This is a genomic window from Micromonospora sp. NPDC047730, from assembly GCF_043204765.1.
Lineage (GTDB): Bacteria > Actinomycetota > Actinomycetes > Mycobacteriales > Micromonosporaceae > Micromonospora.
Genome location: NZ_JBIDCU010000005.1, coordinates 248064 through 260834 on the forward strand (window position 1 = coordinate 248064; position 12771 = coordinate 260834).

The 12771-nt window shown below is 75.3% G+C and carries 13 protein-coding genes; 5 read left to right on the forward strand and 8 right to left on the reverse strand.

Annotation, left to right across the window (positions count from 1 at the left end):
• Positions 1–75: 75 nt before the first annotated feature.
• Positions 76–558, forward strand: a complete 483-nt coding sequence (locus tag ACGF5G_RS15175; RefSeq protein ID WP_393263030.1) for a hypothetical protein — start codon at positions 76–78, stop codon at positions 556–558.
• A 160-nt stretch (positions 559–718) separates the two neighbouring features.
• Here ACGF5G_RS15175 and ACGF5G_RS15180 read toward each other — a convergent pair whose 3' ends face one another.
• The 4 genes from ACGF5G_RS15180 to glnA all read right to left on the reverse strand — a co-directional run bounded on the left by ACGF5G_RS15180 (position 719) and on the right by glnA (position 3964).
• Entirely contained in the window at positions 719–1093 is a 375-nt protein-coding gene (locus ACGF5G_RS15180; RefSeq protein WP_357694484.1) for a VOC family protein, read from the reverse strand.
• A gap of 177 nt (positions 1094–1270) precedes the next feature.
• Positions 1271–1966 (reverse strand): helix-turn-helix transcriptional regulator, encoded by a 696-nt coding sequence (locus ACGF5G_RS15185; protein WP_393263032.1) that lies wholly within the window; start codon positions 1964–1966, stop codon positions 1271–1273.
• Positions 1967–2097: 131 nt separating this feature from the next.
• A complete protein-coding gene (locus ACGF5G_RS15190; RefSeq protein ID WP_357451054.1) occupies positions 2098–2523 on the reverse strand; it encodes a DUF350 domain-containing protein in 426 nt (141 codons plus the stop codon).
• Positions 2524–2614: 91 nt separating this feature from the next.
• Positions 2615–3964 carry a type I glutamate--ammonia ligase gene (glnA, locus tag ACGF5G_RS15195; protein WP_350679748.1) on the reverse strand — a complete coding sequence of 450 codons (1350 nt, stop codon included), beginning with the start codon at positions 3962–3964 and terminating at the stop codon, positions 2615–2617.
• A 288-nt stretch (positions 3965–4252) separates the two neighbouring features.
• Here glnA and ACGF5G_RS15200 point away from each other — a divergent pair, with 288 nt between their 5' ends.
• A complete protein-coding gene (locus ACGF5G_RS15200) occupies positions 4253–6013 on the forward strand; it encodes an NAD+ synthase (RefSeq protein WP_393263035.1) in 1761 nt (586 codons plus the stop codon).
• Positions 6014–6148: 135 nt separating this feature from the next.
• On the forward strand, positions 6149–6994 hold the full coding sequence (gene panB / locus ACGF5G_RS15205; RefSeq protein WP_393263037.1) for a 3-methyl-2-oxobutanoate hydroxymethyltransferase: 846 nt from the start codon (positions 6149–6151) through the stop codon (positions 6992–6994).
• Between the two features lie 179 nt (positions 6995–7173).
• On the opposite strand, the gene npdG is transcribed toward panB, so the two are convergent.
• The 4 genes from npdG to ACGF5G_RS15225 form a co-directional block, all read right to left on the reverse strand.
• Complete coding sequence (npdG, locus tag ACGF5G_RS15210; RefSeq protein WP_393263039.1) at positions 7174–7872, reverse strand: NADPH-dependent F420 reductase; 699 nt, start codon at positions 7870–7872, stop codon at positions 7174–7176.
• A 205-nt stretch (positions 7873–8077) separates the two neighbouring features.
• Positions 8078–9511 (reverse strand): RNB domain-containing ribonuclease, encoded by a 1434-nt coding sequence (locus tag ACGF5G_RS15215; RefSeq protein ID WP_393263042.1) that lies wholly within the window; start codon positions 9509–9511, stop codon positions 8078–8080.
• Positions 9512–9579: 68 nt separating this feature from the next.
• On the reverse strand, positions 9580–10455 hold the full coding sequence (locus tag ACGF5G_RS15220) for a histone (RefSeq protein ID WP_393263045.1): 876 nt from the start codon (positions 10453–10455) through the stop codon (positions 9580–9582).
• 76 nt (positions 10456–10531) lie between these two features.
• A complete protein-coding gene (locus tag ACGF5G_RS15225; RefSeq protein WP_350707829.1) occupies positions 10532–10735 on the reverse strand; it encodes a hypothetical protein in 204 nt (67 codons plus the stop codon).
• A gap of 215 nt (positions 10736–10950) precedes the next feature.
• On the opposite strand from ACGF5G_RS15225, the gene ACGF5G_RS15230 reads away from it, so the two are divergent.
• A complete protein-coding gene (locus ACGF5G_RS15230) occupies positions 10951–11358 on the forward strand; it encodes a hypothetical protein (RefSeq protein ID WP_393263047.1) in 408 nt (135 codons plus the stop codon).
• A gap of 112 nt (positions 11359–11470) precedes the next feature.
• The gene (locus ACGF5G_RS15235; protein ID WP_393263050.1) at positions 11471–12745 is read left to right on the forward strand and encodes a M48 family metallopeptidase; all 1275 of its coding nucleotides are present in this window, start codon (positions 11471–11473) and stop codon (positions 12743–12745) included.
• Positions 12746–12771: the final 26 nt, after the last annotated feature.

The following is a 12771-nucleotide window of genomic DNA, read 5'->3' on the forward strand; positions in this document are numbered from 1 at the left end:
CACGGCTTTCCTCCAGCCGGGTTGGTCACCGTCGGTGAGGTCATCGCACCACCCACCGACCCGATGGAGGACAACATGTCCGGCACCATGAGGAAGAAGCACCTGCTGGCCGGCCTGGCCGCGGCCGGGGTACTCGGCGTGGGGATCGCGGCGCCGACGGTCGCGTTCGCCGCGGACGGCGGCACCTCGACGCCGAGCGCCAGCGCCAGCGAGAGCGGCAGCGGCACCGATAGCGGCAGCGGCAAGGACGGGCGGCAGCAGCAGCGGGCCGAGCGGCAGGCGGAGTTCGCCGAGGCTCTGGCCAAGGAACTGGGCGTCTCCACCGACAAGGTGACGGCCGCGCTGGAGAAGGTGCACGAGGCTCGGAAGCCGGCCGACCGGCCCGAGCGGGGTGACTCCGCCGACCGACAGGCCGCGCTGAAGGAGCGCCTGGCGCAGGCGGTCGAGGACGGCAAGCTCACCCAGGAGCAGGCGGACGCCATCACCGCCGCCGCCGAGGCCGGCGTCTTCCCCGGCCCGGGCGGTCGCGGCGGGCACGGCGGCCCGGCCGGCAGGTGACCGCACGCCGTCCGCTCCGGCGACCTCCCGGGGCGGACGGCGGCGGCTCCGGCGACCTCCCGGGGCGAACGGCGGCGGCTCCGGCCTCGGGCCGCACGGCTCGGGCCGCCGGCCGCACGACTCACGCCGACGCCGCACGACTCACGCCGTGGCGGGCGGCTCAGGCGCCCGGTGGCGGGGCGAAGACGCCGACGTGGTTGCCGGCCGGGTCCGCCAGGTGGGCGAAGGTGAGCCCGTTGTCGGTGGACTTCAGCGGCACCAGCACCTTGCCGCCGGCCGCCTCCGCGCGCCGGCAGGCGTCCGCCACGTCGGCCACCTGCACATAGAAGATGGCGTAGTCGGGGCCTGCCCCGCCGGTGCCCCGGATCGCTCCGCTGATCCCCGCACCGACGCCACCCTCGGTCGTCCGGTACGGCGCTTCAGCCGTGCCCTCCTCGGTGAAGCTCCAGCCGAACAGGTCGCCGTAGAACCGCTGGGCCTCGTCCGGCCGCTCGGCGCCGATCTCGAACCAGGTGACGGCGTTGCTGATGGTCATGTGTGGCCTCCCGTTCCCCGCGCCGGCCGGTCGACCGGCGCCGTCAGGAGAAAGCCTCGGCCCCGCCCACGACACCGTCCTGTCGGTGTTTCCCCGGCAGTTCGACCGGATCCCGCACCGGCGGAAGTGTCCAAGAGGGACAGGATGCCGTGCGTGGGAGGGCAGCGCCGCCCCGTCTCAGACCAGGCTGAGCCGGTGGATCCGGTCGTGCGGGATGTCGAGGTCGTCGACGGCCAGCTCACGCTCGGGGATCCGCTCGCCGAGGGCGGCCACCGAGGTGATCCGGTCGGTGCGGAAGGCCCGGATGCCGCCGCGCAGCCGGCACCAGGCCAGCAGGTACCAGTGCCGGGGGTTGCCGAGGAAGCCGAGCGGCTCCACGTCGCGCAGCGAGCCGGCGCCCGCCCGGTCGGCGTAGCGGATGCGCAGCACGCGGCGTGCGCGTACGGCGTCGGCGACCCCGGCCGGGACGGGCGCGACGGGCCCGTCGCCGATCAGGTGCACCCGCGCGGCCAGCCGGTGGGCCTCGGCGGCGTCGGCGGCCGGCATCACGGCGAGCAGCTTGCGCAGCGCGGTGCCGGCCGCGGCGCCGAACGGCGTGCCGCGCATGCGGTGCAGCGCCACCGCCAGGGCGACGGCCTCTGCGGGAGTGAGGTTGACCGGCGGCAGGGTGCGCGCCCGGTCGAGCGCGTAGCCTCCGGTGCGGCCCGGCTCGGCCCAGATCGGCACGCCCGATTCCTGGAGGGCGCCGATGTCGCGCTCGATGGTGCGGGTGCTCACCTCGAAGCGCTCGGCGAGCCAGCGGGCGCTGCGCGGCCGGGGCGACACGGCGCGCAGCTCCTCCACCAGGGCGTAGAGACGGTCCGTCCGGTTCACCCCCGCAACCTACGACGGGGGTGCGACGCGATCGCTCCGCCCGCGGGCCCAGTTGTCGCAGTGCCCGCAGCCCGTGGTCACGGAGCGCAGCGGGGCCGCTCCGCCTCCGACGGAGCGCGGGACGGACCGGCTCAGGCGATGCAGGCGCAGACGATCAGGGCGGCGCCGAAGTGGGTGGCGGCGCTGACCCGGGCCGCCGGGTGCGGCTCGTCGGAGCAGATGATCTCGCCGAGCCTGCCCGGGGTGAGCAGGTCCAGCACGAAGAACGCCAGCGCCATGATGGCCAGCCCGATCAGGCCGAAGAGGACCGTCGAGGCCAGCCCCTTGGCGAAGTCGCTGTAGCTGGTCAGGATCGCGGTGAACACGATCCCGGCGATGCCGAGCTGGTTGGCGGCGAGCAGCAGCGCGGCGTTGCCGTTGCGCCGCACCCAGATCAGCTCCCGCAGCTTGCCGGGAGTGAGCACGTCGACCAGCCCGAACCCGGCCGCCATCAGGGCCACCCCGACGACCCCGAACACGACGCTCTGCCAGGCTCCGCTGAGCAGATCCTCCAGCACCGACTGCCTCCCCGACCTCTGCGCCCGGCGGGGGTGCCGGCGCGGTGATCGAGACGATAGCGGCAGTACGCCAGCGGCGGCAGCCCCCGCCCTACAGCGACAGGTAGCGCTGCCGCTCGTAGGGGGTGACCTCGCGGCGGTACTGCTCCCACTCGGCCCGCTTGTTGCGCAGGAAGAAGTCGAAGACGTGCTCACCGAGCACCTCGGCGACCAGCTCGGAGCCGGCCATCACGTCGATCGCCTCGGCCAGGTTCTCCGGCAGCGGCTCGTAGCCCATCGCCCGCCGCTCGGCGCTGGTCAACGACCAGACGTCGTCCTCGGCGCCCGGCGGCAGCTCGTAGCCCTCCTCGATGCCCTTCATGCCGGCGCCGAGCAGCACCGCGAAGGCCAGGTAGGGGTTGGCCGCCGAGTCCGGCGAGCGGACCTCCACCCGGGCCGAGTTCGGCTTGCCGTAGGCGGGGACCCGGACCAGCGCCGACCGGTTGAGGTGACCCCAGCAGACGTACGCGGGGCTCTCGGTGACCCGGTCCGGCAGCGCCTGCGGGAAGAGCCGCTTGTAGGAGTTGACCCACTGGTTCGTGACGGCCGTGTACTCCCGGGCGTGCACCAGCAGCCCGGCGATGAACGCGCGGGCCACCTTGGACAGCTTCATCGGGTCGCCGGCGTCGTGGAACGCGTTGCGCTCCCCCTCGAACAGCGACAGGTGGGTGTGCATGCCGCTGCCGGGCTGGTCGGTGAAGGGCTTCGGCATGAAGGTGGCCTGCACTCCGGTGGAGAGGGCGACCTCCTTCACCACGTGCCGGAAGGTCATGATGTTGTCGGCGGTGGTCAGCGCGTCGGCGTAGCGCAGGTCGATCTCCTGCTGGCCGGGGGCGACCTCGTGGTGGCTGAACTCTACCGAGATGCCGATCCGCTCCAGCGCCAGCACCGCCTGCCGGCGGAAGTCGCGGGCCACCGCGTGGGTGGTGTGCTCGAAGTAGCCGCCGGTGTCGACCGGGACCGGCACCGAGCCGTCCATCGGGCCGTTCTCCAGCAGGAAGAACTCGATCTCGGGGTGGGTGTAGAAGGTGAAGCCCTTCTCGGCCGCCCTGGACAGCGCCCGGCGCAGCACGTGCCGGGGGTCGGCCCAGGAGGGACCGCCGTCGGGCAGCAGGATGTCGCAGAACATCCGGGCGCTCTCGCCGCTGACCCCGCCCTCGAACGGGAAGACCTGGAAGGTCGTCGGGTCCGGCATGGCCACCATGTCGGACTCGAACACCCGGGCGAAGCCCTCGATCGCCGAGCCGTCGAACCCGATGCCCTCCTCGAAGGCCGCCTCCAGCTCGGCGGGGGCCACGGAGACGCTCTTGAGCGTGCCCAGCACGTCCGTGAACCACAGCCGGACGAACCGGATGTCCCGCTCTTCCAGCGTACGGAGGACGAACTCCTGCTGACGGTCCACTTCCACCCCTCGCGACACTGTTGTCCGCCTTCGACCGGGGGCGACCCGGCCTGACCGACCAGTCTCCACCCGCCTCGTTACGCCGACGTTACGCGACCGGCCGGCACGCGTCCCGCCCTGTCCGCGGCTCCCGCCCGACCGGCCGACCCCCGCCCGACGGGACGGGCCGCCGCCGTCGTCGCGTCGCCGCCGGGCTCGCCGCCGCCGTCCGGTAGCGCCCCGCGGCGGTGGCCGCCGTCTCGCCCCGCCCAGCGTGTCGGGCCCGGACGGCTGGGGCAAGATGAGGGCATGCCCACCCTGCGTCTCGCCCTGTGCCAGGTCAACCCGACCGTCGGCGACCTCGCCGGCAACGCCGGCCTGGTCCGTGACTGGACCCGCCGCGCCGCCGCCGCCGGCGCCCAGCTCGTCGCGTTCCCGGAGATGGCGCTGACCGGCTATCCGGTCGAGGACCTGGTCTTCCGGCGGTCCTTCGTCGCCGCGTCGAAGGCCGCGCTGGAGCGGCTCGCCGGCGACCTCGCCGCGGACGGGCTGGGCGAGCTGCCGGTGCTGGTCGGCTACCTGGACGCCGACGGCCCGCCGCAGGTCAGCGGCGACGCCGAGCCGGGCCACGGCGCCCGCAACGCGGCCGCCCTGCTGCACCGGGGCGACGTCGTGGCCACCTACTTCAAGCACCACCTGCCCAACTACGGGGTCTTCGACGAGGACCGCTACTTCGTCCCCGGCGACGCGCTGACCGTCGTCCGGATCGGCGGGGTGGACGTGGCGCTGACCATCTGCGAGGACCTGTGGCAGGCCGGCGGCCCGTTCGCCGCCGCGCGCCAGGCCGGCGTCGGCCTGGTCCTGAACATCAACGGCTCGCCGTACGAGCTGAACAAGGACGACATCCGGCTGCCGCTGGTGCGCCGCCGGGCCGCCGAGGCGGGGGCGACCATCGCGTACGTCAACATGGTCGGCGGCCAGGACGAGCTGGTCTTCGAGGGCGACTCGATGATCGTGACCGCCGACGGCACGCTGCTCACCCGGGCCCCGCAGTTCGTCGAGCACCTGCTGGTGCACGACGTCGAGCTGCCGGCGGCCGGGGAGCCGGCCGGCCCCGACCAGGCGCTGGCCGACGACATGCGGGTGGTCCGCGCCGCGGTCGACGCCGTCCCGTCACCGACCGGCGGTCCCGTCGCCACGGGCGGGACCATCGCCCCCGTGGCCGACGAGGCCGAGGTGTGGCAGGCGCTCGTGCTCGGCCTGCGCGACTACGTCAACAAGAACCGGTTCCCGTCGGTGGTGCTCGGCCTCTCCGGCGGCATCGACTCGGCGGTGGTGGCCGCGCTGGCCGTCGACGCGCTCGGCCCCGACCGGGTGGTCGGCGTCTCGCTGCCCAGCCAGCACTCCTCGGAGCACAGCCGGGAGGACGCGGCGGAGCTGGCGAAGCGCACCGGGCTGGACTACCGGGTCGAGCCGATCCAGCCGATGGTGGACACCTTCCTGGCGAACATGTCGCTCTCCGGCGTCTCCGTGGAGAACCTCCAGGCGCGGGTCCGCGGGGTGATCCTCATGGCGCTGTCGAACCAGGAGGGCCACCTGGTGCTGACCACCGGCAACAAGAGCGAGCTGGCGGTCGGCTACTCCACCCTCTACGGCGACTCGGTCGGCGGCTTCAACCCCGTCAAGGACGTCTGGAAGACGCTGATCTGGCGGCTCGCGAAGTGGCGCAACGCCGACGCCACCCGCCGGGGCGAGACCCCGCCGATCCCGGAGAGCTCGATCGGCAAGCCGCCGAGCGCCGAGCTGAGCCCGGGCCAGTTGGACAGCGACACGCTGCCCGACTACGACGTGCTCGACCCGATCCTGATCGGCTACGTCGACGGCGACCTCGGCCGCGACGGGCTGGTCGCGTCCGGCCACGACCCGGCCGTCGTCGACCGGGTGCTGCGGATGGTGGATACCGCCGAGTACAAGCGGCGGCAGTCCGCGCCGGGCACGAAGATCTCGATGAAGGCGTTCGGGCGGGACCGGCGGCTGCCGATCACGAACCGGTGGCGCGAGGACGGCTGAGCCGTGCCGCTCCCGGGCCGGCGCCGGCCCGGGAGTGACATCCTCCACTGAGCTCTGCCGCCGGCCGGTCGGGTGGTGCGACGATCGCGGCGGAACCCGGGGACCGCGCACGCGGCCTCGAGGAAGGAGAGAGTCATGGTGGAGTCCACCCCGTCCGAGGTGACCGCCCTCTACGGCGGCCCGGCCACCCGGCGGGTCCGCACCCGCGACCTGATCGCCGCCAAGGAGCGCGGCGAGCGGTGGCCGATGCTCACCTCGTACGACCAGTACACCGCCTCGATCTTCGACCAGGCCGGCATCCCGGTGCTGCTGGTCGGCGACTCGGCGGCGAACAACGTCTTCGGCTACGAGACGACGGTGCCGGTGACCGTCGAGGAGCTGCTGCCGCTGGTCCGCGCCGTGGTCCGGGCGACCCGGCACGCGCTGGTCGTCGGCGACCTGCCGTTCGGCTCGTACGAGGAGGGCCCGACGCAGGCGCTGCGCACGGCGGTGCGGTTCATGAAGGAGGGCGGCTGCCACGCGGTGAAGCTGGAGGGCGGCCGGCGCTGCGCGGCGCAGATCGCGGCGATCACCGGTGCCGGTATCCCGGTGATGGCGCACATCGGTTTCACCCCGCAGAGCGAGCACGCCATTGGCGGCTACCGGGTCCAGGGGCGCGGCGACGCGGCCGACGACGTGATCGCCGACGCCCGTGCCGTGGCCGAGGCGGGCGCGTTCGCCGTGGTGCTGGAGATGGTGCCCGGCGAGGTGGCCAAGCGGATCACGGCGGAGCTGCCGATCCCGACCGTCGGCATCGGCGCCGGCCCGGACACCGACGCCCAGGTGCTGGTCTGGCAGGACATGGCCGGCCTGCGCGCCGGCAAGGCGCCACGTTTCGTGAAGCGCTACGCCGACCTGGCCGGGACCCTCACCGACGCGACCCGGCGCTTCGCCGACGAGGTCCGCGGCGGCGACTTTCCCGCCGCCGAGCACACCTTCTGACGCCGGTCAGCCGGTCCGGCGGCCGTGCGCGCCGCCGGACCGTGCGCCGGGCCGAGTTCGGCCGGCGCCGGGGAGCGGCCGCGCAGAGCCCGGCCGGCGTCGAGGGCACAGTGGAGGGCCGCTGCCCGGGCAGACCCGACACCGCTTCGCGGCCCCGGCGAGGCTGGCCCCGCCCGGGGTCAGAGGTCGGTGACCCGGATGCCCGCGTGCGCCTTGTAGCGCTTGTTGATGGCGATCAGGTTGGCGGTGAACGCCTCGATCTGGTGGGCGTTGCGCAGCCGGCCGGCGTAGACGCCGCGCATGCCGGGGATCCGGGCGGCGAGCGCGGCGACCACGCCGACCAACTCCCGCTCCTCGGTGCAGATCAGCACGTCGAGGTCGATCCGGTCGATCTCCGGATCGGCCAGCAGCGGCGCGCTGACGTGGTTGAAGGCGGCGCAGACCCGGGAGTCGGGCAGCAGCCCGGCGGCCTGCTGGACGGCGCTGCCCTCCGGCACGGCGAGCGCGTACGGGCCCTGCTTGTCGAAGCCGAGCGGGTTGACGCAGTCGATGACGATCTTGCCAGCGAGGGGCTCGGCGAGCGCGGCGACGGTGGCGGCGTGCCCGTCCCACGGCACCGCGATGACGACCACGTCGCTGAGCCGGGCCACCTCCTCGTTGCCGGCACCGGCGACCTCGGCCCCGGCCGGGACGCCCGGCAGTGCCGCGATCTCCTCGGCGGACTGCGCGGCCCGCTCGGCGGATCGGGATCCGATCAGCACCGTCTGGCCGGCCCGGGCGAACCGGTAGGCGAGGCCCCGCCCCTGGTCACCGGTGCCGCCGATGATGCCGACGGTCAGCCCGGACACGTCGGGCAGGGTGCTCGCGTCGTAAGCCATGCCGCCATCCTCGCAAACCCGCCCGCCGGCAGCAGCGGCCGGCACTGTGACAAACCCCGCTGCCGCCCCACGCCGACGGCCGCGCGAGGCGGGCGGCGGCGACCGCCGGGCAGGCGGCAGCCGGCGCGCACGCGGCGCACGAACCGGCAGGCGTTGGCCGGCGCGCGAACGGACAGGCGGAGGCAGGGTCGGTGGGCAGGCGGCGTCAGGCCCGCTCGAAGGCGACCGAGCGGGCGACCGGGTCGGCGGTGACCAGCCGGACCCGGACCCGCTCCCCCAGCGGCAGCTCGCCCAGGCAGCGGGCCCGCACCGGCGGGTCGTCCAGCGCCACCGTGCCGCCCGGCCGGCGACCCGGGCGGGCCCGGCCGTCCGGGGCCGCGTCGACGTCCAGCACCGCCGCGTCGAAGGTCTCCCCCACCCGGTGCTGGAGCAGCACCGCCTCGGCCAGCTCGATCGCCCCCCGGGTGGCCGCCGAGGCCGTCCGGTCGGTGGCGGCCATCACCTCGGGCAGCCGGGGTAGCGCCGCGCGGGCCCAGTCGGGCACCGGCCGGCCCTCGTGCAGGGCCAGGCAGACCTCCGTGGCGTACCGGTCGGCCAGGCGCCGCAACGGCGCGGTGACATGGGCGTACGCTGCCGCGACCCCGCCGTGCTCCCGCTGCTCCGGCGGCGCGCCGTCGAAGGCGGTGTACGCGGCGCCGCGCATCAGCTCGGCCGCCTGGTCGACGAAGGCCGCCGCCCGGGACTGCGACGGGTCCAGCCCGGCGATCACCTCGCCGGGGCCGGCCCCGTCGGGCCAGTGCACGCCCAGCGGGGCGGCGGCGGCCCGCAGCCGCGCCACCGCCTCGGGCTTCGGCGCCGGCATCGTGCGCAGCAGGCCGATCCGCCCGGCCAGCATGATGTCGGCGGCGGCCATCCCGGTCAGCAGGGAGATCTGGGCGTTGTGCTCCTCCATCGGCACCGGCCCGCGCAGCACCAGCCGCCAGCCGTCGCCGTCGGCCTCCACGTCCTGCTCGGGCAGGGGCAGGTTGATCGCGCCCCGGCGCAGGCCGCGGGCGGTGAGCAGGGCCCCGATCTCGGGCAGCAGGGCGATCGGGTCGGGCAGCCGGCCGGCGTCGGCGGCCGCCTGGACGCCGACGTAGTCCAGCTGGGCCCGGCTGCGGACCAGCGCCCGCTCCAGCGTGACCCTGACGGTGCCGCCGTCGGAGTCGAGGTCGACGGTCCACACCACGGCGGCGCGGTCGACGGCCGGCAGAAGGCTCGCCGCGCCCTCGCTGAGGGTCTCGGGGTGCAGCGGCACGGTCCCGTCGGGCAGGTAGACGGTCTGCCCGCGCCGCCAGGTCTCCTCCTCCAGCGCCCCGCCGGGGCGCACGTGCGCGGCCACGTCGGCGATCGCGTACGTCACCCGGTAGCCGCCGCCGGCGCGGCGGGCGAGGTGCATCGCCTGGTCGAGGTCGCGCGAGCCGGCGGGGTCGACGGTGACGAACGGGATGTCGGTGCGGTCGACGGCCGGCCGGGGCGGCGCCGCCGCCGCGTCGTCGGCCTCGCGCTGCGCCGCAGCCGGGAAACCCTCGGGCAGTCCCAGCTCGCGGCGCAGCGCGCCGAAGTCGATGCGGGGCGCGAGTACGCGTCGGATCACCACGGGGTCAATCCTGACAGTGTGGCGGATGATCCGCTTCCCGGCGCGCGCCGGGAGCCGCGACGCCGGGATCAGCCGGTCGCCTTGCGCGCGCCCGCCCGCCCGGCGCGGGGCGCGGTGGCCCGGGCGGCGGTGGCCCGGGCGGGCGCCTTGCGCGCGGTGACCTTCTTGGCCGGCGCCTTGGCGGCGGTGGTCTTCGCCGGGGCCTTCTTCGCGGCCACCTTGCGGGTGGTGGCCGACGACGTCGCGGTCGCCTTCCTCGCCGGGGCCTTCTTCGCCGCCGCCTTGCGGGCGCCGCCGGTGGGCCGGGTCGCGGCCGTCTTGCGGGCCGGCGTCGTCTTCGCGGCGGTGGTCTTCCTCGCCGGGGCCTTCGCCGCCGTCGTGGTCTTCTTCGCCGCCATCGTGGTCTTCTTCGCCGCCGAGGTGACCTTGCGGGCGGCGGTGCCCGTCCTGGCGGGAGCCTTCTTCGCCGGCGCGGTGGTCTTCTTCGCCGCGGTGGTGGCCTTCGTCGCCGCCTTCTTCGCGGGGGCCTTCTTCGCCGCGGCCGTCGTCCGCTTCGCCGCCGCCGTCGTCGTCCGCTTCGCCGCGGTGGGCGCCTTCTTCGCCGCGACAGCCGTGGTCTTCTTCGCGGCGGCCGTGGTCTTCTTCGCCGTGGTGGCGGCCTTGGTCGCCGCCTTCTTCGCGGGGGCCTTCTTCGCGGGGGCCTTCTTCGCGGGGGCCTTCTTCGCCGCGGTGGCCGTCGTCCTCTTCGCTGCGGTGGCCTTCTTCGCGGGGGCCCGCCCGGCGCCACCGGCGGCCTTGCTGGCCGGCGCCTTCTTCGCCGCGGCGGTCGAGGCGGTCGGCCGCGCGGTCCGGGTCGCGCCCGCGGAACGCTCCGCCGCGGCGGTCTTCCTGGCGGGCGTACGTCTGGCGGCCGGGCGGGTGGTGGCCTGCTGTGCTTCGGCCATCTCGGTTCCCTCCTTGGGGACGTGCTCTCGCCCTCGCGGAGCACGGGGTACCTCGACGCGGGCCGTCCCGCGCCGCCTATCTGTCCTCCCCGGCCCAGCGGGCGTCCTCGGCGTCCCACGCTTCGTTGCGCTCCCGCACCAACTGCAGGGCGTTCTCCGCGTCGGCGGCTGAGGCGTACGGCCCGAGAACGTGCTTGGCGGGGCACACGTCGGCATCGGTCTCGACCCGGTGGTGTCGGGTGCACCAGTAGTAGTGCGCACCGCTTCCGCTGTCGCTCATGGGATCACTGTGCACCGCGAACCACCCGGCCGCCACCGGAACACCACAAGTCGCCGATGTTCTCCACAGTAGACGTGGTTCCGGCCGCAGGGGCGGGAACTGCGAAAACACGGTTTCCGGGCCCTCCGGGGCCGCCCGGCGGGGGCCCGACGGGGCAGCCGCGGGGCGCGCCGGTGTCGCACAATCCCCCGGTGCGACGCGGGGGAGGAACATCGGTGTGGCTGCGGCGCGGGCTGGCCGTCGCGGCGCTGGCGGCCGTGCTGGCGACGATCGGGGTGGTCGTCGGGCTGCCGCTGCTGCGGGACCGGTCGCAGCAGCGGCTGGAACAGCGGGCGGAGCGGGAGGTGACCGCGACCGCGCAGCTCGCCCGCACGCGGCTGCTCGCCGACCCCCGGGCAGGGGAGTCGACGCTGCGGCAGGCGGCCGGCTCGGTGGCCGGGGTCGAGGTGCTGACGGTACGCGGCGACGGGCCGGCGGTCCGGCTGGTGTTCCGGGTCCGGGTCACCAAGACGGCGGCGTCCGTCTTCGGCTGGCAGCGGGCCGACGCGTCGGCCTGCTTCGCGCAGGTCGTGCACGCCGAGGCCGGCCCGGCCGCCCTCGAACGGCTGTCCTGCCCGGACTGACCCGCCCGCACGCCGCAGGTGCGGTCGACGCCGCCGCCCGGCGGCACCCGGGGCGGGCATCGGCTGAACAGCCGGTTCCGGTGGACGGTGACCGTCGGCAGGATCGGGCGTCGTGATCGACACGACGTCCGACACACGGACGTGCCCCGGATGCGGCGCCGCCACGGTGTCGCTGGCCGAGGCCGTCCCCTGGTGCGCCGGCTGCGAGTGGAACCTCGACGCGTACGACGGCCGGCGGCGTGACCGCGAGTTCGGCTGGGCGTGGGTGGACCGGTGGACCTACCGGCTCGCGTTCCGGATGACCCGCGGCCAGTACGCCCGCCTGGTCGGGCGCCCGCTCGGCGCGAACGGGCGGGGTGGCGCCGCGCTGCTGACCGCGGGGGCGTCGCTGGTGCTGATCGGCGCGGTGGTCGCGCTCGCGGTCACCGGGGTCTGGCTGCTCGTGGCGTTCCCCTTCCCGAGCCTGTCCGTCCTGCTCGGCGTGGCGCTGCTCGGTCTGGCCGTCGCGCTGCGGCCCCGGTTCGGCCGGCTCGACCCGGACCTGGAGGTGCTCACCAGGGAGCGGGCACCGGAGCTGCACGCCCTCGTCGACGAGGTGGCGGCGGCGGTGGGCGCGCCCGTCCCGGACGTCGTCGGGGTGGACGGCGACCTGAACGCGTACGCGGGTCTGGTCGGGGTGCGCAGGCGGCGGGTGCTCTGCCTGGGGCTGCCGTACTTCGGCGTGCTCGGCCCGCAGGAGCGGGTGGCGCTGCTCGGCCACGAGCTGGGTCACTTCGTCAACGGCGACCCCCGCCGGATGCTGCTCAGCCAGCCCGCCTTCACCATGCTCGGCTCGGCGGCGGACCTGGTCCGCCCGGTGGACACCGTGTCCCCCAGCGGTCTGGTGGAGATGGTCGGCGAGGCGCTGGGCAAGGCGTTCGGCTGGGTGCTGTCCCGACTGTTGTTCGGCGCGCACCTGGTCCTGGTCAGTATCGCGCTGCGGGACAGCCAGCGCGCCGAGTACCTGGCCGACGAGATGTCCGCCCGGGCCGCCGGGACGGCGGGCGCGGTCGGCCTGCTGGACGTGATGCTCGCGATGGAGTCGACGGCGCGCGCCGTACGCCGGGAGTCGCGAGCCGGGCACGGCGCGGACCGGTGGCGGACGGCGGCGGCCGAGGCCCGCGCGGCGGCCGAGGACCGGCTGCCACTGCTGCGCCAGCTCTCCGTCCGCGACGAGGTGTCGCTCTTCTCCTCGCACCCGCCCGCCGGGCTGCGGCGGCGGATGCTGGAGAGCCGGCCGGCGCACGAGGCGGCGGTGGTGCTCACCGAGGAGCGGATGGCGCGCATCGACGCCGAGCTGGCGAAGGAGTACGCCCGGGTCGCCCGGGAGATCAGCTGGGCGGGGTGACGTGGGGCGGGCCGCCGACCGGAGGG